Below are 23259 nucleotides of genomic sequence, written 5' to 3'. Positions count from 1 at the left end.
AGGTCTTCTCAGAGCCGTGGCTGAGTCGAATTCCTCGGAATAGCACCTTGTAGCCCGTGCCTGGCCAATTATTCCGACGGCCAGTTATCTGGTCGTTCTCTGTCTCTCCTCGGCCAGTATCGGTCACCGGGGATCGACGTGGCGTGCGAGCACCTTGATGGCCGGTCGCGGATGTTATTGTCGCCATGTTCTCTGTCCAGGTAATAGATCGTCCCGGTATGGCAAAGTAGTAATGGATGAAAAAGAATATAGATTTAGGCAGTAATTGACTAACTATGACTGATGACCGGGACATCCCTGGCGGCCAACTGTTCACCGGCGTCGAGGACGTCGACGATGACCGGGAGTTAGGGCCGATTCTCACGCCGCAAGACCGACCACGCGGGATCCTTTCTCCGACCGACCGGGAGTATCTCTGCGGGCACAAGGAGTACGCCCAACCCCAGACGGATGCGAATAGGCGACAGGCCATCCGCGAACGGGTCGTGAACGGGCTCAAGGACTTCGCGTTACTGAGCGTTCTCCTCGAACCCGGAGAGCGGGAGAAGGTCTTCGCGGAGCTCGGGCAGGAGGAAACCGACGAGGCCCTTGCGTCGATGGTCGCGTTTGCGTATCTCGGGGTAGAGGGTGATCAGCATCGGTTCGAGACGTGTCTCGAGTACGGGGTTCTGCAGGGGGCGAACATCGGCCAATTTTCCGAGTCAGTGGGTCGGGCGACCGATGCGGACGTGTCTATCTCGGTCGAGTACGACCCCAATATCGAGGCGCTGTATCAGCGTTTTGAGGACGATGGGGAGTTAACCGACGCCGAGATCGGGGCGCTGGTTCGGGCCGGGAGAATTGGTGGGGATGATCTCGAGGAATTGGCCGAGTCGTCCAGAGGGTTTCCCGGTGTGTTTGTCGGGAAGGGGGCTGAATCTGGGGAGTAACGTAAACGTTGGATGTTGTGAAGGGCTGATTTTCACCAGGATCCGTCTATGGCACTTTGATACGCAGTTTCAGCCTGGTCCGCGACTGCGTCCCAGTCATATCGCTGCGCACGTTCGACGGGGTCCGAAGATGGTCGGTCACCTATGATTCGACTTTCTTCCTCGGAGTAGTTGCATACTCGCAGTACTCTAGTGAATCGCCCTCAGATAGCGGTGATAAATAACGGACTTGATACGGAAAGTGGTGGCTGAGATCTTGGGCTATGTCACGAGAGGATAACCTTTTGAATTGCAAAGACTATCTTGTTGCATGGCTCAGCAGCCGGGAATGCGTATTCTCCTCTGTTCGGATTATCTTCCCCCGAGCGACGGCGGCGTCGAGCAAGTAGTGCAGAAGCTCGCCCTGCATCTCGTCAAGGAAGGGTACGAGGTGGGGGTTTTCACGCTGGACGACGGTAGCCGGGAATTCGAACTGCAGGATAATCCCGATATCTCGTTCTACACGGCTTCGGCGATCGACCTCACCGACACGATTGGACTGCAGAGCATGTTCTCGCTGTCAGCACTCCGTGAATTCGGCAACGTGCTGCAGGCGTTTCAGCCGGATATCGTGCATGCGCACAACCGTTTCTTCTACACCTCGGCTCTGGCAGCCCTCTGCTCGCTCCGTGCAGACTACAAGCTAGTGACGACGCTACATCTTGGCGACATCGGGATGATCTCAGGGATTGGTGGTGTTGCCGCGCGAACCTTCGAGCAGACGGTGAGTCGATTCGTCATCTCGCGCAGCGACCAGGTAATCTGCGTGAGCGCGGCCGCCGAGTCGATTGCGCGGTCGCTGGGCGCGACCCGGACCACGGTGATCCGGAACGCCGTCGACGTCGATGAATTCTCCCCGGCTCCCGTCGAGGGGAAGAGGCTGCTGTACATCGGTCGCCTCGTCCGCAACAACGGCATCCAGGATCTACTCAGCGCTTTGCCAGGTGTGCTGGAAGCGCATCCGGACGCGACAGTTGACATCGTCGGCAGCGGCCCCCTCGAAGCGGAGGTGCAGGAATCGATTCAACGAGATGGGCTCTCGGACGCGGTCACCGTCCACGACTACGTCCCGGACATATCGGCGATGTACGACCGCGCGAGCGTGTTCTGCCGGCCATCGTACTCGGAAGGCCTCCCGCTCACGATGCTCGAAGCGATGGCGTCCGGGGTACCACCCGTCGTGACGGCAATCGCGGGCGTGCCCGAAGTCGTCACGGACCGCGAGACGGGGCTGCTGCTCGAACCGGGGCACCCCGACGACATTGAGGCGGCGATCATTGAGCTGTTCGATGACGACGCGTTTCGAGTAGAGCTCGCCGAAAACGCCCGAGACTACGTCGTCAACAACCTCACGTGGGAACAGCGAACGGAAAGAGTGATGGCGGTCTATGGTAAGGTAGGTGGTAATGACTAGGAAATATGAAGTTGGCGTCGTCGGCTGTGGGTCGATCGCGAGGGAGCGCCACATCCTAGCGTTACAGGCGAATCCGCGCGTGTCGCTATCGACTGTGTACGATCACAACTGGCCCAACGCAGAGAAAGCCGCTGAAGATCACGACATCTTGAACGTGTACGACGACTACGAGGCATTTCTGGCATCCGATCTAGACCTAGTAACAATCAGTACACCACCGTTCACTCACGCAAAGTACTCTATCCGAGCCCTCGAAACCGACACGAACGTTCTCTGCGAGAAACCGATGGCGGTCGAACTGGAAGATGCGGAGGACATGGTCACGGCTGCGGAGGAATCAAATGCGGAGCTCGGAATCGTCCACAATTTTCTGTATTCCCGTTCCGTTCGGAAAGCGCGACAGCTCGTTCGGGATGGATCGTTCGGCGAAATCCGGTACGTCAAAGGGATTCAATTCAGCAGCCCACGACGCGATCTCCCCTCGTGGTACACCGACTTACCTGGCGGCCTGTTCTTTGACGAATCGCCACACCTTCTCTACCTCATCGAGGAGTTCATCGGCGGCCTCGACGTCGTAAACGCCACGTCACAGAAGAACCCCGGCGATGGACAACCCCTGAACTCAGTGACCGCTACGTTCGAGGGGACAGAAGACAGGCAGGGGCAGCTTTCCATGATATTTGATGCGCCCCTCTCCGAGTGGTTCTTCGTAATCTGCGGAACGAAACGCCTCGCCGTAGTGGACATCTTCCGAGACATCATCGTCCACGTCGGTCAAGAAGAGGAGCATTCCCCACTGGAGGTTCTCCAAACGTCTATCTCCGGGCTGGGTCAGTTCGGGTACGGAATGGTGAAGTCCGGAATCCACACCCTCCAGGGCGATCTCTTCTTCGGCTTTGAGACGGTGCTCGATCAGTACCTGAATTCGATAGAATCCTCAGCGTCGCCACCAGTCACTCCCGAACAGGGATACACGATTTTACAAGGGAGCCACTCCGTGCTAAACGAGATTAAGTAAGTCAACTCCGAAATGAGCACTATTAGACTTATTGTCTTCCTGGTGAGATTCAGGGTTCAAGAAAGTGCGAGGAGTACGCGAAGTCGACAGGCGACAAATAAGGAACAATGGTACTAGAGAAAGAGTACGAGTCAGTAGTCGAGTTTGTAAGGCAGGAACAACCCGCGACCGATTCGGTGTCTATCTGCGGCCAGTTTCGAGGGAGGGGAGGGGATGCCCGCGTCGTCGAACAACAAGCGATTGACCTGACGGAAGCAGGATATAATGTGACTATTTTTGCACTCGAAGCGGATATGGAATCACCAGAGGGGGTAGACCTCAAGGTCGTAAACCCCGTTCATGGCCATCCATTACTAAGCAAAGTCTACTGGATACTGTTCCCGCTGTTACCCTGGATGGTTTATACGGTCTGGAATCTCCGGAAGTTCGACACCATCATCGCCCACCGCTATCCATTCACGATTGCAAGTTCCGTTACGAGCACCATCACCGACGCGTCCTACGTATATTGGTCACACCCGTCTGCGAATACAGCAGAAGGCTTTTCCGGATTAGCTGGAGTTTGGTCACGGTTCATCCATCGGTTCGAAACAGGCGGATGGGCGATATCTAATGCAGATTATATCTGTGCGGTGAGTGAGGATTCAAAAAAATACCTAGAGTCACATATTGACCGGTCAGTCACTGTAGTTCCGAACAAGATCAATGAACGAAGATTCACGCAAGTGGCTGAGCCAGACGACCTGCGAGAGAAGTATTCGATTGACGACGACGATTACATTGTTCTATTTGTAGGCCGTATAACCGAGCGGAAGAACATACACTCACTAATCGAGGTCGTTGACAGTGTTTCTGAAGACATCGACAACATCAAGTTAGTAATTGCGGGTTCCGCGTCTCAACCAGACTATGCTGAGCGGGTAAAAGACCTATCTGGGCCTAACGTGATCTTCACCGGATACGTATCTGACGAAGATCTCGCTGGACTCTATTCGATATCCGATGTCTTTGCTACCTGTTCTCTGGAAGAAGGTTGGGGGCTGCCAATTACCGAAGCCCAGCACTTTGATACACCTGCTGTCGCATTCAATACCCATCCAGCAGCGAAAGAAGTCAATGACAAAATCATGGTAGAACAAGGGGATTATACTGCATTTGAGTGTGCTTTGCGGGAGTATATTGACTAAAGCACTTCTAACAGTTTGGCCTCAGTCTGTATGGCGGTGTTCATATAAGGATGAAGAATGAGGCGGGACAATCTTTAGGTGATTCATGCTCGAAATCGCCCGCCTCACCGGTGGTAGCGACGGCTTCGAGTTAGGATTTGTGGAGAGAGGCGACATCCGAGTCCGCGATGAAGATCGGTATCAGACCCCATCTGGCTGGATTATCACTTTCAGATACCGTTTTAATTCTCAATAGGTTGGGTGTCGAACGCTGTCGAGCGACCGTTCATAACTGGGTTCAGAAAGCCAATGTACAGCCGCTTGATTGTGCGAATCCGAATCACGTTGCGGTGGCGATACCATGATCCAGCTGAACGGACGACGCTTCTGGCTGTACGCTGCTGTCGATTCCGCAACGAACCGCTTGCTGTACGTCAAGTTCTCTCCGAAGAGAAATCAAGCGATTACCGAGATGGTCTTCTCCGAACCGCGAGAAACATCTCGTCGGTGACGCGATCTTTCTCGTCGATTCTGCACCATGGCTGCAAGCAGCACTCCACCGACACGGTCTCGATTACCGACACGAAAAACACGGTAATCGGAACAGCGTCGAACGTGTATTCAGAGAACTAAAACGACGAACTAACCAGTTCTTAAACTATTTCAGCAACGCCGAAGCAGATACCGTCGAAAATTGGGTTCAAGCGTTCGCCTTCGCATGGAACCGGCTTATCTGAACACTACCGAGGTTTTACAATAGGCTTTTGTAAATTCACTGGTCAGTAAAATCTATGATTGGTAATCTAGCTGAGCGAATTCAATCTCGAATACGGGGAATTGATCCAGGAAGTGCAAGCTATGTACTTAATAGAGTGCGGGACTATCGTGATTCGCTCGTCTACAATCTCCAAGACCAAGACGTTGGCAACTTCAATGTAGAGAACCCGAAAGACGTGATTATCATAACGGTTGACTGTCTGAGAAACGACCACACTACAAGCGGCGGTCACAAGCGTGATACCACCCCCTACTTATCTGAGAATTTCACCCATACAGAAGCGATCTCCCCTGCGTCTTGGACTTATAGTGCAGTCCCCTCGCTTCTGACTGGACGATACCCCCACAACCACGGTGCACGGTACGACACCGACAGCATGAGGGACTTGTCAACGTCTGACCCACCATACGGCGTTCGAGACGAGTGTCTCACCATTGCCGAGGTCCTTGATAGTCTGGGCTACAATATCTGGTTCGGGACTGCTATCGAGATGGCTGCGATTCCGCTCAGAGGGCGGATTCCGTCAATTAACAGGCGCCATGATGCAGATGCCGAGGCACTCATTTCCGAAGTGCAGGAGTGGTGGAATCAGACCCAGGGGCCTAAATTCGGGTACGTTCATCTTGGGGATCCCCACGAACCTCTTCACCAAGAAACGATAAAGAAAGCGGAGGCAGACCAGTTTGGCCCTATTCCCGACATTGACGGTCTATCCCGATGGCGGTTCAGGGACACGATTAGGCCGACAGACGAGTTTGAAGGTTACCGGGAAGGACGCGAGCTCCTGTACGACTCCGCAATCCGCTACGTTGACGACTGCCTCTCCTCAATTATGGAGGCGGTAGATGACGATACGTTAATATTTGTGACTGGTGATCACGGAGAAGAGTTTTGGGAATACTACGAATTCGAAAAGGAACACTTTGACGACCCTCGTGGGTACTACGGAACTGATCACGGACACGCACTCGTACCTCCCGTGATTGAGGTCCCAATATTCACGAACCAGAATATCACAAAAACGGATGGGTTCGCCTCGTTGGTAGATATTGTTCCGACCGTGTATTCAGAGCTGAGTGTTTCGCCTGTTCCGGACACTGATGGCATCTCACTGACTGAGAATTTTGATCGTCCCGTACTCTCACAGGAAATCGCCTACGGGAATAATCAATTAAGTGTCACTCACAAGGGAGAGCACATAATTACTGTTCCTGAGAATGGTGGTGTAATACATTTGGATTACGACACGTTCAAGGAGCAGAATCGGACAGGTAGAACGGACGATCTCTTGGACTACCTCCCCGATAGCAAACATGTCGGGGAGGATTCAGATGTGTCGGCAGAGGCCCGCCAGCGACTGGAAGACCTCGGTTATGCCGAGTAAAGAGATTTTGCGAAGTAGATGAGATATCACTCTATGCTGATGATTCTAAAATTGCTGTGTGAACACTCATGTATCGTAAGTTACTAACCAACAGACCCGTAGACTATGGCGATGGACCGCCCACCGATTACAATCTGCACAACGACGAAAAACTGTGCAGATGATCTTGACCGTCTTCTTGACTCTGTCATCGATTTTGCAGATGAGATTGTAGTAGTTGACTCAGACAGTACGGATGGAACAATTTCGGTAGCGGAGAACCATGGCGCAGAAGTATATCAACGTGACTTCACGGGCTTTGCGGGTATCAAACGATACGCCATACAGCAAGCGACTAACGATTGGGTTTGGATATTAGACGCTGACGAAGAGGTATCACCTGATCTACGGCATGAGGCGTTGTCAGCTCTTTCGAAAGCAGATGATACAGTAGCATTCAAAATGCGAAAGCGGAACTTAATGTTCGGTGAAGAAACGAATATCAGCCATCCAAAGCGTCCGTACCTTGCGAAAAAGGAAGTACTTGAGTTCAAAAATGAGATAATAAATGAAACTCTACAAGTTAAGGCTGAATATCGAAACAGAGTAAAAAAGCTAGGCTCTGAAATAACACACCATGCATATGAGTCAATTGGTGAGTATCTCGAAACTTGGGATCGTTACTCAACTCTTGAAGCAAAGCAAATTCGCAACCAAGGGAATGAGCGACCATTTCTCTACTATTTCATTTATGGACTTGGCGAATGTGTTTACTACCTATTTATAGAGGGCGCAATTCTTGACGGATGGCGAGGTATATTTTTTGCATTGATGTCTTTGAATTTCAGAATTGCAGTTTATGGGAAATTGAGGGGTGATGAAATTCTCTTGGGTGAGAAATTAAGGCCATAATAGAATACATCGAAATAAATCGCGGCAAACGCTTGAAGACGGCATCAAATGTTGTTGACAAACAGGTATATACGTGGACAATGTAGCGACCCCATCTGATGAGTTTGCAACACAAGGGGGGGGCGTGGGCGAAATCATCACTTCGGTCGTGTGTGCACGATAACAATGCAGCTATCGTCACTTTCGCCAGTTTCGGCGCTGTATTGTATACACTCTCGGTCACAATCGGCGCCTCTCCTCTCCAATCTGGCCTTGGATTTCTATTAGTGGCGGTCATGCCGGGAGTCTTAATCTTAGGGGCGCTTGGACGGGATCTGGACGACTGGCTGGTGATCCCGTATGTTGTCGTTATCAGCTTGGCCTACACAATGGCAGTTGGGGCGCTCGCCAGCGTTACTACTCACGGTGCCTCAATCCCTTCGCCGTTCAGGCCGCTCGGTTTCTATCTTTGGTACGGTGGCGGATTCGCAATTCTGTTGGTGCTGTTCCGGCTCCGTGGATTTTCGCCAGCACTCCCTGGCTCGGCAGATATTCGCACACTCAAGTCCCGGCACACTGCCCTTGCAGTGTTTCTCCTGCTCAACGTCGTCCTCGGAGCGTGGCTCCTGAATGACTATAACACGAATTCCGCGCTGATCGCCACCCTGGTCCTCATCTCGCTGACACCCCTGTTTGTAGTCCTCGATAACCCTGACAGACCCAGTCAAATTGTCTCGGCGTGGCTCCTCTCGCTCGCACTGCTGCTTCAAAACACGCTCATCGACATCAACCTCCAAGCAGGAGACGGCCGGTTCGAGCACTCACTCGGGATGGTATCGCTTATCCGGGGCTACTACGATCCGATGATGCTCTCTGTCCGGGCGACCTCGCTGCGTTTGACGGTCCTGAATCCGGCGTTTTCGCTTGCTACGGAGACTGATCTGTCGATCGCCGCAACGGTGTTCCACCCACTGACGCTGTCGGTAATTGCCATCGGCGTGTTCATTCTTGTTGAGCGCCAATATTCGACACGGGTCGCCTACCTGAGCGTCATAGTGGTAGCGTTTTCAGTACCATGGTTGAACACGATGTCGCGGAATACACGGACTGCGACGGCACTGCTCTTTGCTGTCGTCGCTGTCTGCGCGCTGTTTGACGCAAGTGATAACGGTGTAGGTGCAAGCGTCGTTCTCATACTCTCGCTATGTTCGATCCCGGCGACGCACTACGGTGCAGCACCGATGTTCCTAGTTCTACTCACGGTGGCGCTCGTCTCTCAATGGTTATGGAATACCTTCTTCAATGGCTCCGAGCACATTCTCCAAGTGCGTCACTTGCTCTCGATGGGCCTCGTCCTCGGGGGGTGGTTTCTCTACGCAGCACAGGGAAGCGGCTTTGAGTTCATGGTTCTCGCCGTCGCGAAGATGGTCGCTTCTCTCCTCGGCTCTACGACCGCCACCTCACAGGCGGGAACGGGAGCATCGCTGGCGATGCCTTCGCTCACCTATCAGATAATCAAGATTGAGTACATCGTGGTGCTCGGGTTCGCAGCAATAGGTCTGGTCATTGGGTTCACAGGCTTAGTCTGGCCCGAACGATTTTCTGGTGAGAGAATGGGTGAACACGTCGCTAGCGATATTCTGCCCGCAGAGTTCGGCTACTACGCGATCGGTGCGGGTGCTGCGTGTCTCGTCCCGCTTGCGTTCCTACCAAAGGTCGGACTTGGAATTCCCCGCATCTTCGTATTCTCAATGCTTTTTTTGGCACCGTTCGCCATTCTCACTGCCGTAGCGGGACTGCGGCGGGTTCGCGCCCCGCCAATGGCGACGATAGCCGCAGTGTTGGCAGTGCTGTTGCTCATCAACTCCGGTGGGATCGCTGCGGCCGTCACACACGACAATTCACCACAACCGTATCTTGACAAGCCCTACCGGCTCGAACACGGCTCGGAGAACACGATTTACGAGTTGTATCGTGTCTACCGAAGCGACCGTGGGTGGTCCTCATCAGATTGGCTCTACAATTACGCGCGCGGTGAGCAACTCTATGGGTCTGGTGTTCAGCCTCCAATGCGGACTTCGGAGCTAACGGGCCGGTCACCCTTGGAGCGCCCATCGCCCCTCATGGAACCAAACGCAACGATGTGTGACGGATTTATTAGACTCACACCCGGCGACTACCAGATCGGCGAAGTTGTGATCACACATCACCCCAATTTCGTTTACTACGGCAATCAGTCCATACCGCTCAACGCGGTTCCAACCGAAGGCCGGAATAAGGTGTTCGCAGCGGGACAGACAAACGTGTACACACCGTGTAAGTAGTCCGGTTTGGTAACTCTCCCGGGCGATTTTAGCGGACTCCAGTGAGGATAAATAGGTCATTTGCTGCAGCCAATTCCGGAAACGTAACTTCCGCCAATCGCTTTTCCCCGACTCTGTATTCAAGGGATTTCAACTTTTGTTCGACACTATCGGCGGGTGAGCCATATCGACCATGTGACTCAACGATGAGGCGTGAGGGGAGGGGTCCGTTGCGGAGTTGGTCAAGGATTTTTTGTTCTGCTCCTTCGCAATCAAGGACCAAAACGTCGGCATTAGGTAGATCGGTTGCGGGTATCGTTTCGGCGTCTCCATGACCACTATAGACGTTAACGTCTTCTCCGACTACTGCGTGGTTGAAAGTCACTTGCCCGGCGACATTATTTAGAGCAACAGTTCTCTGGCAAGTATTGAGTTGTTCCCGGTTCCCTTCAAAGACGTGAACAGATCCATCCTGCCCTACCTGTCTGGCAGCGACAACTGTCGACACGCCGATCCCGCCTCCGACAATAATTACCTTGTCGCCCGACTTGACCAGGGACTGCAATTCTGCGACAAGACCGTGCTCGTAGTTAGCTGGTGACTTTCCTGGAATATATGGGTCAAAGATACAGCCTTCCGCCTGCACCCCGTTGAACGAGATAGTGGAAGATGGAAGGTAATCGCGCAAAAACCGAGAATAGATGTATTGAATTATAAATGATGGCATTGATCGTAGGGGTAGTGTTCTAACCACATAATCCAAAGATGACATTATCTAATTAGACGAATTACAGTAGGAAAAGGCTACTGATGGGCATGATGAATGAGCACAGCCAAGGAATGGGCATTGATACATTGAGATAAATCGACTAATGAAACTAGGGTAGGACAACATTCCAACGCTTAACTTATAAGAGGTGAGTTGCCAAAATGGTATAGAGAAGAAGCATATAGTCTATTCGTTTTGTCATTCATAAATGGGTAATCTAGATGAGAAGGTCGGAGATCTGTTTGAAAGCTCTACAATCATATTTATAGGTCTAATTGTCGGGAACGGTCTGGCGCTGTTCGCTGAAACCCTCATCGCGAGGTCACTTCAACCGTCTATCTATGGATCCCTAGCACTTGCATATACGATTGCGTTGTTGAGTAGTCGTATCGCCGACTTCGGCATCAAGGATGGGGTGGTTCGAATGGTCTCAACTGCAAATGATCTCGGCGAACGGACCCATATCTTTCAGCATGGCTTGATGATTGTCTTCTCTACCGCACTCATAATCGGAATTTTCCTCACCTCCGCGCGCGGTTTAATCGGCGGTTTAGTTGATGATCCGAAGGTGAGCTCGTACCTCATTTTCTTTGTTCCATTGGTCATGTTGCTAGCTCTCCGTGCAGTCGCGTTCGGGATGTTGCGGGCCGAAGGACGATCATTAGCAGCTGCGATTGCCCGAGATTTCTTGGGTCGAATTCTCCCACTTAGTGTTCTAGGTTTAGGTATTCTTCTCGGAGTGCCGGCTATGGGTGCTATCGGGTATTGGTTGAGCGTTTCAATTATTGTACTTGGTGTGAGCTTTGTAGTTCTCCATAGCCGCTACCCGCTGGTTAAGTTACTAGATGTGGATGTGAGTCGGGACACCGTTTTCAGATTAACTCGCTTTTCGCTGCCGCTTGCGATGAGTGCCTATATTCTCATACTCCTCTCTCACTTAGATATCCTAATGATTGGATATTTTCTAGAGTCCAATCAAGTTGGGTACTATCGGGCGATTCAGCCCCTTCGAAGAGCGTCAACATTGTTGATGACGTCGTTCACATTTCTGTTCCTGCCAGTTGCCACCCAATTCTACGAAAACGACAATATTTCAGGATTAGAGCGTTTCTATACGGTCTCAACGAAATGGCTTGCAGCGGGCACCCTACCAATGGTTCTCGTCTTCGTTCTATTCGCCGACGACGTGGTTCGGACGTTATTCGGGGCTGCGTACTCGCCTGCTGCTCCAGCACTCGCGGTACTGGTGTCCGGATTCTATTTCAGAGCAATTGTTGGGCTAGATAGCGAGATCGTCAAGGCGATTGACTACACAAAAATCGAGTTCTGGTCAGCCATGGTTGGTGTGATAGCGAACATCATATTGAATATTTACTTAATCCCGAGAATCGGGATTGTCGGTGCAGCAATCGGGACCGGGGCGGGATATATTATCTACAATATTGTAGAGGTTGTAGCAATCTATCGTAGAATCGGAATTCATCCGTTCGGGATGAACAATTTCAAGCCACTCATCGTTACGACCATCATCGCGCTGGCGATACATCAGACCACGACGCACATCAAGTTCGGCATAATCGGCTTAGCTGTTCTCGGAACGCTGTTCGGGATTATAACCCTGATTTCGATAGTCGCGACTCGGAGTTTAGACGAAACCGACCTCCTCTTCATCGAAAGAATCGAAGACCGAACCGGGTTAGATCTCAGTCTTCTAAAAAAGAAGCTAAGTAGCTGACTAACCCGGTTCAACCTCAACTCCTTAATCAAGTAGACTGACTTGCCGGTTGTCGGGACGGGTATGAAGGAAGCCAAGATGATCAAGTACGCGAACAACTCCTTCCTCGCGGCCAAAGTCTCTCATCAACGACATCGGGAACATCTGCAAGGAGCTCGGCGTCGACGCCTACGAGGTCGCCGACGCGATCGGCCTCGACGACCGCATCGGCGAGCAGTTCCTCCGAAGCGGCCTCGGCTGGGGCGGAAGCTGCTTCGAAAAGGACACCTCAGCAATCCGTGCTGCCGCCCGCGCAAAGGACTAACGAACCACTGATGCTCGATGCCGCCACCGAAATCAACGACCAGCAACCCAAGCGCCTCCTCTCCTTCATGGACAACCACGTCGACGTCAGCGGAAAGCGCATCGCGGTCCTCGGCCTCGCGTTCAAACCCGGCACTGACGACGTCCGGAACTCCCGAGCTATCCCCGTCATCGAGAGCCTCCAACAGCGTGGCGCTGAGGTCATCGCCTACGACCCCATCGCTGCCGAGAACATGCGCAAGCACTTCCCCGACATCCAGTACGCAGAAAGCCCCATGGCCGCACTCGACGGCGCCTCGGCTGCCATAATCGTCACCGACTGGGAGGAGATCACCGCACTCGACGAGGAGTTCGATGCAATGGCCACGCCTGTCGTCGTCGACGGCCAGCGTGCAATCTCTCGTCGTGACGGTATCGTCTACGAAGGACTGACCTGGTAACTGCCGACCCAATCGGTTTTCGAAGTCCGTAGCACACCATCCAGCGAGAGCCTCAATTATGGCCAAATTCGGTTCGTCCCCCGACATTTATCACCCCGCCGCCCTACAGACATATCTAGCGAACCACCAGACGGCGACGAGTGCTGTAACGCAGCGTGACGATATCTAATCGGCCACCGCCGGAACATTTATAAGCAACCCGGCGCCGTCGTGTGAATACAAATCGTCACGTTTCGTGACTGTACCTGCAGGAAATTACTTGTTTTTCTGATAAATTCGATACAATGGCGACGTCCATCCAGCTTCGGACTAACCAACCGTCACCATCATAATTTTGCACTGGGAGATCGAAACAATCACCACGGCGTCGTCCGTCTCGCCGCGCTGTTGGAGTATCTTGACCTTCTGTTGGAGCGAAAACCGATGAAACTGAACAAAGCATCATTGAAAACCCCGAATACAAAATGGACTACCCGATGGGTACCCCGTAGTTCTGATGTCGCGCCAGATGTTCGGCAGCGAGTAGCTGTCGACCGCTGTTCGTCAGTTTCGGTTTTTGTTTGGTGGTACTGATTACTGTCGAAAGAGAATGGTTTGTGACTGGTGGAACGGTACTGAAGAACGAAGCTCGGACAGAGGCTGTCCACTGCGTCACTGAGGAAGAACTCGGAGTATCCGTTATCATTGACGATTATATCAGTACCTATGAGTGTTTCTATGATACCTCTGAGATCGAGGATTTGGACCCGAAACACAACGTTGCGACCACGTATCGCTGCCAATTCGAACACGTCGACTCTGACTGCTCAGGTGGCGACCAACACAGTATGCTTGATGTCCCCGTCCACCGTACGAGGGTCTTCATCCGTACGTTGAACGGTATCTTGACCATCTCTAAGAACAATACTTCGATACTGAGAATCTCGATCACGAAAACACCACCACGGAACTCAGAGAAGGTATTGTGGAAATATATTAACCAACAAGACCTCAATCTCATCCCGATGTGTTGGTTAACACCACTCTGTACGAAGACTAAGGAATTCAGTTAATTCAATCACATTATTGCGATTACTGATGGCCAGAAAGCATATACCGATCTTCTAGCTATCGCACCACCATGGACCGGGGCTCAACCGGTGCATACCCACCCCGCACATATGATCACACGGGCAGTCACCATCGAAGACATCGATGATCTGTATCTGACGTGGAACAGCCATATCAACGGTTCCGCCCTCTATCGCCGCGCCCTCCGAGACGAGATGGAGCTCCGCGACGTCGACCCGGACGAGCTTCGTGACCTCTTCGAACGGGCCCGCGAACAGGGCTACACGAAAGACGAGATCGTCGACGAGACCAACCGCTACGCTGATCTGAAAGCACTCGTCGACGACGCAGAGGAGTAACCCGCTATGTCACAGGACAATACGCCCTCCGAGACGGCTTCGAATCGCGCCGACAGCCAGTCCACGGCGGCGAGCAGGCTTCCCAAACAGGCCATGCTCATCGTAGTCCTCCTGAGCCTGTTCGCTGTGGAACCCGCCGCTGCACAGACGAACGCCGTCTGTAGTGCGGACAACCTCCCCAGCATGATCGAGGGCTTCTTCCAGCTCACTACCGCACTGGGCATTGTCGGCCTCGCGGTCGTGTGGCAGGCCGACTCCCTTATCGAGATGTTCACAATCACGCCCGACCAGAAGAAGGGGCTCAAACGGCACAAGCGCTCGGCCATGAAGTCTACGGTCGTTCTCGTCGCCCTTGGACCACTCTACACCGTTGCCGGATCGATGATGGGGCTTCCGCTGGCGCAGTGCGTCGACCTCGCCCCCTGGTAACCGATTCCCAACCCCCGTCGAACGCCCTCATGAAACACCGAGAGCTCTCCGTGCTCATGGCCGCCCTGTTCGTGACGAGCCTAGTCACGGGTCTCGTCACAGCCAGCCCGCCACGGCCGGAAACAGAGGGAAATGGCCTCACTGAAAATGAATCGGCGACGCTGTGGTCTCGCGACGCGGACAACTACATCAGCCAGGAGAAGTACCAGCAGCGATACGGCGAGAGCCGGACCGCGATGCACCAACTCGCGAACGGGACGGACATCACGTTCACGCGCCCGCCGGCGACAGCTGCAACATGGACGCGGAACGATTTCGCTGATCTCGAAGCCGGTGGATCGGATACGTCCGTACATCCGCCCCACGCGAGTCTCGAAGACGGCGTGTTTATCGAGGACGCCCACGCCACGGTGTTCGCAGTGCAGCCGTCGACGCGAGGTCACTTGGAGTCGGGTGACACGCCGCTCTATATCGCGCCGAACGGCACGATGCGGGGGTTCGTTGACTACCGTGTTCGCGTCCCGAACGGAAGCTCTTCGGGGAACACGACGATCGAGTGGTCGCTCGCGAGCAACGAGGTCGAGGAGGTTCGATTGCAGAAGGACGGCGAAACCATCGTCGAGCGCGACGGTTCGCACACGCCGGCCCTCGACTACCAGATCGAGGATGACTGGAGTGCAAACCTCACGCTTGAAGCCGAGATCAGCGTCCGGTTGAAGAAGACCACGCGAATCGACCGAGGCGACGAGACCGATGTCGAGGTCACGTACCGAACCGAATCGCTCAACGTCTCGGATTCGATCGCCGTCGAGATCTACGACCTCTCGGCGTACCCCTACTACGCCGAGTATCCCAATGGTGACGCCGGTGTGGCTATCTTCCAGTCCAGACCGTGGCAGGGGTACACGCTGACGGAGAATGGAAGCGCACGAGTGCGTGGCGTCTGGCGGTTCTACACCGCACGGAACACCAACTGGGATACACTCGTCAGGTCGAACCGGACTGACAGCGCCACCGTCGAGTCTGACGCGATTCCAGTCTATGTTCACGCGTACCCGTCGCGAATCGGCCCGCGTGCTGAACCAGTTCGCAATGGTCCAGAGATTATCGACACCTGGGGCACTGACCGACCGTCTCCGGTCGGCACACTCGGTGAGAACATCAACATCGACATCGTCAACCAGTCGTACACGACGACGTACGGCGTCGCAGTTCGCGCGGAGACCGTCGACCGCGACGCGCTCCAGATAGCGGGGATCGTGCGGGGTGTGAACGCCTCGATTGTGGCACCTGATGCTGGCTCAGAGCGGCAGCTCCGGCGCAGTAATCTGACTGTTGAGGTTCTCCAGCAGAACGAAAGTCAGGCCACACTCCGCATCGAACTCCAGGATAACGAGACCGGCGCACCAATCGTGCTCAGCGATCCCGACCGACGATATCCAATCGGCGGGAACACTCGCAACGGCTACATCACCATCGCGGAGCAACGCGTCGAGACCAACGCCTCCGGGGTGGCGATTGTGACGATCGAGGAGCCGGGTATCTACACGGCACGGTACCATCCGGGTTCGTGGCTCGGGCACGAACCCGCGTATGTGAGTGCGACGGCAACTGCTCGGTGGCATCCGCTCGGCACCATCGACGGGTGGTTCGCGTTCATGTTCGAGGTCGGCTGGCAGCTCATCCCGTTTCTTGTGATGTTCTACGCTGGCAAGCGGCTCCTCCGAATGCTCGGTCCAGAAGACATCTTCCAACGGAACCCATAGTCCGTAAGTTAACCCACCGCTAAACTGGTGAGCTTTCAGCATGAATTCCCACTCTAACCGAATCCGGTACGGGACCTACCCCGTTCGTGGTCAGCATCCCGCTGTTCAAGCGCACACCTACGGGTGCGCCTCCCTCGTCTCCAGTCTGGTTACGAAGGAGTGTCAGCCCAATGTTCTTGGCTGCGTTGTAGTCCGCATGGTTCTCGTACCCACACGAGTGACAGGAGAACGACTCCCCGTGTCGGTTATCTTCGTGGGTGAATCCGCATGTCGAGCACCGTTGGCTCGTGTACTGCGGATTCACCTGTTCGACCGTGATGCCACAAGTAGTTGCCTTGTACTCGACGTAGTCGTACAGGCGATGGAACGCCCACTCGTGGAACTCGCGAGCGTTGGGCATTCGCTCACGGATGTCTGTCAGATCCTCGAACGCGATGGTCGTACATCCTGCGTGGACAGCCTCGTCGACGAGTTCGCTGGCCACACGGTGGAGGTACTGGTCAAAACGCCCAGTTTCCTTCCGACCGACGGCCTGGATGTTCTCGTGTGCCCATCGCGTCCCGCACTCCTGAAGCGACTCACGGCGCTTGACGTACTCCGTCCGCCAGTGGTTCAGTTCGTCACCAGACCAGAACGACCCCGTCGACGTAACGGCGAGGTTCTCGATCCCGAGGTCTACCCCGAAAACCGTTCCGTTCTCAGGCAGGTCGGGAGCGTCCACGGTCGCCTTTATTCGAACGTGGAGGTAGAACGACCCACTACGGTAGTGGAGTGTCGCGCCGGTCGTCTCGAACTCGTCGTTCAGAAGATAGTTGGAGTGGGGCGTCTCACGGCTTTCGTCCGGGAGTACGTACTCGACTGTCACGCGCCCATCGACCGTCGAGAGCGTCGCATGGCCGTCAAAGAAGGTTGCGTTGCGCTGATTGTATTCACAGAACGGCGTCGTGAACGTCGGAAGGGATGCGTACTCACCCTTCGACCACGTCGCGACGGTACTCTTGAGAGCGTCGACAGCGCGGTCACGAGCAGACTGAACGTGGTTGCTATGCAACTCCGTTCGATCACGGAGCTCGTCGTAGGTCTGCTCGTGAAGGACGGTCTTCCGTGTCTCGGCCCACTCACCATCGTAGGCTTCGTCTACGACGTAGTTCGCTGCGTCGAGAAACTGCTGGATCGTCTCGTGAAGAAGGTCCGCGTCGCTGTCGGTCACCTCGAGCTTGATGGGAACCGTGCGACGGACCTCCACACAATCATAACAACTGCTATGCACTTAAGAATTAATAAGAGGCTGGTGAATCAGCCAGCCACCGATGGTGTACAGTGTCAGAATCGTGTCGGCTTCCTCCCACCCCTGAAGGGTGGGTTTCCGCTTCGAAGAATCTATGACTAGAAACCACCCACACATCAGTCGGCGAATCGCCCTCCGAACAGTCGCAGGTGCTACCCTCGTGAGCGTCGCTGGCTGTCTGAACGACAATGGCGGGTCTGGAACATCTAGTGATGGGACTACCCCCTCAGGTAGCAAAGGCCCACTCACGCGTGTCGCTGTCGAGGGAACAACGCTTGTCGTAGAACTCTCCGAAGAAGCCGATGTCAACCAAGTCAATCTCATCCAGCCGAATGGGGAACTGTTCGGTCAACGTGACGTAGCTACAGGAGCACAGCAGGTCTCATTCGAGATTGGAACGTCCTACGCCCCAGGTGAGTATCGTGTTCTCGCGCTAGAGGGCGAAGAGACTGTGCAGGAGTCCGCTCTATCCGTTCAGCCGAATCTTAGCATCGTGGAAATGGGGATCGGGAAGAATCAGCCTGAAAAGATGTGGGATAGCTCGAGTGATAAAATCTCAAAAGAGGCCTTCGTATCTGTCGAAAACCAAGGTAGTGGCCCGGATGCGATCACGCAGCTCCTCTTCGTTGGTGATGTTCCATATCCCTCGGATGAGGAAGGGACGAACTATGATGAAAACGACGATGTTAGTGGTATATACAACCCAGAAAAGGATACAGAAGTTGACGAGGTAGTGATAAAACCGGGAGAGCAGCTTACACTGTACAGTTACCGTTCACCGTTTGCGTTCGTTCGAGGTGAGGGGACTTCGTGTGAGAGCGAAGAACAAACCGGAAGCTTCGAAGTCATTCTAGAAACACGAGTAGGGGCTAACCGAATTTCCAATCCTTACAGTATCCACTACTCCGCATCAGAAGAGTTCGATAATTGTGAGATCACAATTAGTGAGGACTAACGATGGTGGACCTGATTGATATCGTCCTAGAGGGATTCAAAGACGTCGTCGATTGGGTGATTTCTCTCTTCATGGAGGGGTTGAACACCGGTTATGAAACCCTCACTGAGGAGATGTTCGGGACTCCGACGCCCGAGACGGAAGGTGCATTTGTCTTTGGTGCGCCAACAAACGGGCCCTGGCCAGCAATTCGCGATGCGTTGGTTGGAGGTGAGATTATGCTTATCTCACTGCTCCTTCTGGTGATGTGCATTCAAGGGCGGCACACAGTCCGGATTTTCAATATCGGAAGTGCATATGAAGCGAGACGGACAAAGAAGACCGCTTGGGTTGGCGCATTTCTCATCATCAGCTGGTACTGGGTCAGTGTTCTTGGTCTCTACATCGTCGACGGGTTCACGATCGCGTTGATGCCGAGTCTGGAAACCCTGGGTGATGCGATGCTGAATTTCCTCAAAGAGTCACTGACCAATCCAGGGCTTGCATTCATGTTCGCAATCGTTGGCGGCCTCTCGATGTGGGCACTTGAGGCCCTCTACTACATTCGAGAGGTGTTACTGTACGTGTATGTCTACGGAATGCCGATAGCGTTTGCTCTCGCCTATGGTAACGTTCCAGTCCTTTCGGACATCGCGATGGGATTCTCTAAACGGTTTGTTCCTTTGGCGGTTCTACCCCTCCCAGCAGCAGTCGTGTTCAAAGGATACGATCTGCTCTATTCGCAAGGAGCGCTCACGCCAAATAGTGCATTTCTGAAATACTTGATTGCCGCTTCACTGCCTCTCATTGCGCTCTACATCACGTGGAAGACGTTCAAATACGCGACGCCGTTGACGGCCAAAGTCGTCGGCGGGGCGACGAAAGGCGCAGCCCTCATCGGCGGTGTCGCCGCCGGGGCCTACGTCGGTGGCGCCGGCGTCGCGACGACCGCCGCTCGGTGGGGGCCGAAAGCCGCCGCTGGCCAGGCCGTCGCGCAAAAAGCAGCTGCCCGCGGTGGACACGGAGAAGACGGTAGCGGCACGCCGTCGTACCGCCGTACCGAGAATGACCCCGGTGGAGCGACAGCGGAATCGGAGAGTGACGACCGTGGGATGGAGTTTGATCGAGGAATCCACTAACAATGTCAGCAGATCAAGACGCGGCCGCACGGCGCATCATGGATCAGTTCGGTGAGGAGAGTCGCATCCCGTATCTCAATATCGAGGAAGGCGACGTCGGCATGCTCATCGCCTTCCCCATTATTGGGCTGTTTATCGCGGGCCTCACCGGCATCGAGTCGCTCGCCCTCCCCTTCGTCGCTGGCGGGCTTGGCTTTGGCGTCGCCGTCATCTACGTCTCACCAACCCACCTGAACGCCTGGACATGGACCAAAGACGTCTATCGGTACCTCAAACGGCCCCAGGTCACGTTCAGTGCACCCACCGACGCCGACACGAGTACTAACGAGGCAGAGCGAAACGAGGGTGGACTCGCGAACTACACGCCGTTCAAGCCGGACGAGCGAACGCAAGACCTCACGAACATCAAGCGGGCATGGCCGGGCGCTGGTGCCATCCAGCGTGAAGACGGCGCGATGGAGGCGTTCATCGAGATCGATCCAGCGAACATGGATTTCGCAATGTCCGACGACTGGGCGCAACTCCAGGACGCTGGCGAAGAGTTCGCCAACAAAGAACTGGACTCGAAGCTCAAACTCCACGCCACAACCCGTTCCTTCCCAGTCGAGCAGATCACCGAGACCATCGAGGATCGACTCACGGACGAAGACGTCACGGAGAACCCGATTTTCCGGGAACTCCTCGAAGAGTACCGAGAGACACGGCCGAAGGAGATGCGTGACCGGGGTATTCAGCAGGTCCGGTACTACATCGGCGTTGAAGTCAGTCCGATAGAGGTCTACGACCGCTTCCGCGACGAGGGCACCCCCGCAGAGAAGCTGACCCAGTTCCCCGTCATCGGCTTCCTGTTCAACCCGTTCGTCACCCGCCGCGAGGACCTTACCGACGTCGAACGTCGTGCGCAGATGTTCGAGAAGCTCGACAGTCGCGTGAACGACGTGCGATCCGAGTTCATCCAGCAGGCGTCTGGCTGGTCCGCACGCCGGCTCAGCACGGTCGAGCTGTTCGTCCTGAATATGGACTTCTGGAACGGCCGCGAACACGACTACGACGAGGCGGAGCGTGTCGTTCGCGACCAATCGATCATCGGCCATTCGCGCCGGGAGGACCCACACGATGCGTAACGTGATCCTCCAGACAGGTGGTGGCGTGCTTGGCCCCGTCATCGGGTGGCTTCAGAACCTGACACCAGCAGAGGGTGCAGTACTTGCCCTTGTGGTGGGTCTCGGCCTTGGCGTCGGCAGTAAGTACCTCTGGGACCGCTTCACTGCGGATGATCAACCAGATGTGGACTTCACCGATGTCCTCGACGAGGAGACACTCGAAGAAGGCGAGGCCGAACGCAAGCTCCTCGACGACATCTCCGAGTCGCACAAGACCGTCACCGCGCCCGGAGCTGTCGAGTGGGAAACGCGCGCGGCACGGGTCGGCGAGCAGTGGACGACGACGCTGTACATCGCCGACTACGCCGATTATCCCAGCGATGGCTATCTGAGCGACCTCTTCGAGATGACGGACGTCCAGTTCGATTTGACGGCCCACATCACGCCGAAGAACCAGGAGCGGGCCCGGAACGAACTGCAGGACATCGCGGACGACCTGCAGGTCGACGCCGATATCGAACAGAGCGTCCGTAGCGCCTACCTCCAGGAGCGCGCCAACGAGGCCGCAGCGACGTACAAGGCCGTCGAGAATGGCGCGAACGTCTTCGACCAGGGGATGTTCATCACCGTCCGGGCCGACGAGAAAGAGGAACTGCGGGACGCCGTCCAGGAGGTCAAGAGTGCGCTCCGCGATGATCCATCGAACCTCACGCCGAAGACCGCGATCTGCCGGCAGGACCTTGCCCTTCAGTCCGCCGCACCCATCGGTGACAACGAGTTCGGCCGCGAGTCCATCGCGCTCGGCGGCGCCGTCGGCGCGTTACTCTCCTCGCCGCACAACGCGACGATTCTCGAGGAGGGCGGGGTCGAGTTCGGGATCCACAAGGACAACCAGAGCCCGGTCGTCATCGATCCCTTCTCCCGAGACAACGGGTACGCGATGTTCACCGTCGGCGATACCGGCTCGGGGAAGTCGTTCAGTTCGAAGCAGAACTTCATCCGGTCGATCGAGCAGAGCAAGGACCGCATCGGAATCATCCTCGAACCATTGAACAACTGGGCCGGCGTCTCAGAGGCGCTCGACGCCAAGCGGATTACCGTCGGCGGGACGCTCGGCCTCAACCCCTTGGAAATCCGCGAGACCCCCGAACACGTCCAGCGGACGATGGGTGAGGACGCGAGCCCGTTCAACGAGAAGCTCGACGACGCGATGAGCTTCCTCACGAACTTCTTCGCCCTCCGCGGTATCTCGCTGGGCGACCGGCGGACGACGCTCGAACTCGGGCTCAAGCGCGCCTACAAGCGCCAGGACATTACGGACGACATCTCCACGCACAGCAACCCGAGCCCGACCATCCGCGACATGATGGACGTCTTCGAGGACATGATCGACGACCCCGAAGAGTTCGTCGTGCGGTCCGACGAGGAGGCCGGGAAGATCAAGGACGACGCGACGTGGTTGCTCGATCAGCTTCGCCCCTTCGAGGACGACGGTCGCCACGCGAATCTCGGCCAAGAATCCGACTTCGACATCCGGGACGAGAAGGTCATCTACCTCGACCTCGCCCAGCAGGAGGGCAGCGTCGACAGCAGTACGGCGCTGACCATGCAGCTGCTCATCTCGCTGGTCTACGAGCGAGCGAAGGTCTCGGAGAAGGAGGTCGTGTTCTACATCGACGAGGCCCGGTACATCATGCAGGACGCCGCGAGCCTGGCGTTCCTCGAGACGGTGTTCCGCCACCACCGTCACCACGACCTCTCGATTCGGCTGGTCACCCAGACCGTCGACGAGTTCTTCGAGCACGCCGAATCCGAGGCGATTCTGGACCAGTGCGCGGTCAAGCAGTTCCACCGCCTCGACGGGATGGACGAGGAATGGGCCGAGGAGTTCGGATTGAACTACGCCCAAATGCGGTTCGTTCAGGACGCTGTCCCCGGCAACGAGGACGCCGGCTTCTCCGAGGCACTCGTGGGCGTCGACGGCGAGTGGCGCGGCATCCAGGTCAAAGCGATGCCCAAGGAGAAGCAGGTCATCGACTTCGA

At 55.1% G+C, this 23259-nt stretch carries 17 protein-coding genes and 3 pseudogenes; 17 read left to right on the top strand and 3 right to left on the bottom strand.

All coding sequences use genetic code 11. From position 1 onward, the window contains the following. Window positions 1-275: 275 nt before the first annotated feature. Complete coding sequence (locus tag BLU74_RS16370; protein ID WP_089769310.1) at window positions 276-929, top strand: DUF8102 family protein; 654 nt, start codon at window positions 276-278, stop codon at window positions 927-929. A 32-nt stretch (window positions 930-961) separates the two neighbouring features. On the opposite strand, the pseudogene BLU74_RS19625 reads toward BLU74_RS16370, so the two are convergent. Continuing rightward, a pseudogene (locus BLU74_RS19625) lies at window positions 962-1072 on the bottom strand (glycosyltransferase); the annotation flags it as partial. 167 nt (window positions 1073-1239) lie between these two features. On the opposite strand from BLU74_RS19625, the gene BLU74_RS16365 reads away from it, so the two are divergent. The 7 genes and pseudogenes from BLU74_RS16365 (at window position 1240) to BLU74_RS16335 (ending at window position 9922) form a co-directional block, all read left to right on the top strand. Next, a complete protein-coding gene (locus tag BLU74_RS16365) occupies window positions 1240-2382 on the top strand; it encodes a glycosyltransferase family 4 protein (protein WP_089769308.1) in 1143 nt (380 codons plus the stop codon). Further along, a complete protein-coding gene (locus BLU74_RS16360) occupies window positions 2375-3400 on the top strand; it encodes a Gfo/Idh/MocA family protein (RefSeq protein WP_139175880.1) in 1026 nt (341 codons plus the stop codon). The genes BLU74_RS16365 and BLU74_RS16360 overlap by 8 nt, the downstream gene beginning before the upstream one ends. A gap of 107 nt (window positions 3401-3507) precedes the next feature. Then, a complete protein-coding gene (locus BLU74_RS16355; protein WP_089769303.1) occupies window positions 3508-4587 on the top strand; it encodes a glycosyltransferase family 4 protein in 1080 nt (359 codons plus the stop codon). Between the two features lie 85 nt (window positions 4588-4672). Then, window positions 4673-5303 (top strand): annotated as a pseudogene (locus tag BLU74_RS16350) (IS6 family transposase). Window positions 5304-5357: 54 nt separating this feature from the next. Then, window positions 5358-6728 carry a sulfatase-like hydrolase/transferase gene (locus BLU74_RS16345; RefSeq protein WP_089769301.1) on the top strand — a complete coding sequence of 457 codons (1371 nt, stop codon included), beginning with the start codon at window positions 5358-5360 and terminating at the stop codon, window positions 6726-6728. A gap of 105 nt (window positions 6729-6833) precedes the next feature. After that, a complete protein-coding gene (locus tag BLU74_RS16340) occupies window positions 6834-7619 on the top strand; it encodes a glycosyltransferase family 2 protein (protein ID WP_089769299.1) in 786 nt (261 codons plus the stop codon). Window positions 7620-7717: 98 nt separating this feature from the next. Continuing rightward, the gene (locus BLU74_RS16335) at window positions 7718-9922 is read left to right on the top strand and encodes a DUF2206 domain-containing protein (RefSeq protein ID WP_089769298.1); all 2205 of its coding nucleotides are present in this window, start codon (window positions 7718-7720) and stop codon (window positions 9920-9922) included. Window positions 9923-9950: 28 nt separating this feature from the next. Here the strand turns inward: BLU74_RS16335 and BLU74_RS18650 are convergent, their stop codons facing one another. Beyond that, window positions 9951-10673 carry a class I SAM-dependent methyltransferase gene (locus BLU74_RS18650; protein ID WP_139175879.1) on the bottom strand — a complete coding sequence of 241 codons (723 nt, stop codon included), beginning with the start codon at window positions 10671-10673 and terminating at the stop codon, window positions 9951-9953. A 205-nt stretch (window positions 10674-10878) separates the two neighbouring features. On the opposite strand from BLU74_RS18650, the gene BLU74_RS16330 reads away from it, so the two are divergent. From BLU74_RS16330 to BLU74_RS16305, 5 genes and pseudogenes are all read left to right on the top strand, one after another. Continuing rightward, complete coding sequence (locus tag BLU74_RS16330) at window positions 10879-12405, top strand: flippase (protein WP_089769296.1); 1527 nt, start codon at window positions 10879-10881, stop codon at window positions 12403-12405. 39 nt (window positions 12406-12444) lie between these two features. Further along, window positions 12445-13148 (top strand): annotated as a pseudogene (locus tag BLU74_RS16325) (nucleotide sugar dehydrogenase); the annotation flags it as partial. A gap of 1160 nt (window positions 13149-14308) precedes the next feature. Continuing rightward, window positions 14309-14557, top strand: a complete 249-nt coding sequence (locus BLU74_RS16315) for a hypothetical protein (RefSeq protein ID WP_049987855.1) — start codon at window positions 14309-14311, stop codon at window positions 14555-14557. A gap of 6 nt (window positions 14558-14563) precedes the next feature. Then, window positions 14564-14986: a DUF7985 family protein gene (locus BLU74_RS16310; protein WP_089769293.1), complete on the top strand. Its 423-nt coding sequence runs from the start codon at window positions 14564-14566 to the stop codon at window positions 14984-14986. A gap of 29 nt (window positions 14987-15015) precedes the next feature. Beyond that, window positions 15016-16752, top strand: coding sequence for a DUF8186 domain-containing protein (locus BLU74_RS16305; protein ID WP_089769291.1), 1737 nt, complete (start codon window positions 15016-15018; stop codon window positions 16750-16752). A gap of 19 nt (window positions 16753-16771) precedes the next feature. Here BLU74_RS16305 and BLU74_RS16300 read toward each other — a convergent pair whose 3' ends face one another. Then, on the bottom strand, window positions 16772-17998 hold the full coding sequence (locus BLU74_RS16300; RefSeq protein ID WP_089769289.1) for an RNA-guided endonuclease InsQ/TnpB family protein: 1227 nt from the start codon (window positions 17996-17998) through the stop codon (window positions 16772-16774). A 136-nt stretch (window positions 17999-18134) separates the two neighbouring features. Here BLU74_RS16300 and BLU74_RS16295 point away from each other — a divergent pair, with 136 nt between their 5' ends. The 4 genes from BLU74_RS16295 to BLU74_RS16280 form a co-directional block, all read left to right on the top strand. Then, the gene (locus BLU74_RS16295) at window positions 18135-18995 is read left to right on the top strand and encodes a hypothetical protein (RefSeq protein ID WP_089769287.1); all 861 of its coding nucleotides are present in this window, start codon (window positions 18135-18137) and stop codon (window positions 18993-18995) included. A gap of 2 nt (window positions 18996-18997) precedes the next feature. Beyond that, entirely contained in the window at window positions 18998-20113 is a 1116-nt protein-coding gene (locus BLU74_RS16290; protein WP_089769285.1) for a TrbL/VirB6 family protein, read from the top strand. Window positions 20114-20115: 2 nt separating this feature from the next. Further along, entirely contained in the window at window positions 20116-21237 is a 1122-nt protein-coding gene (locus BLU74_RS16285) for a TraC-like domain-containing protein (protein ID WP_089769283.1), read from the top strand. Then, window positions 21230-23259: VirB4 family type IV secretion system protein (locus tag BLU74_RS16280; RefSeq protein ID WP_089769355.1), on the top strand; the 2030-nt coding region annotated here is incomplete at its 3' end. The genes BLU74_RS16285 and BLU74_RS16280, both read left to right, overlap by 8 nt.

Origin of the sequence: Halobellus clavatus (assembly GCF_900107195.1) — an archaeon.
GTDB classification, from domain to species: domain Archaea; phylum Halobacteriota; class Halobacteria; order Halobacteriales; family Haloferacaceae; genus Haloquadratum; species Haloquadratum clavatum.
The sequence above is the reverse complement of the archived record's forward strand: the minus strand, read 5'-3'. Positions and strand labels throughout refer to the sequence as shown.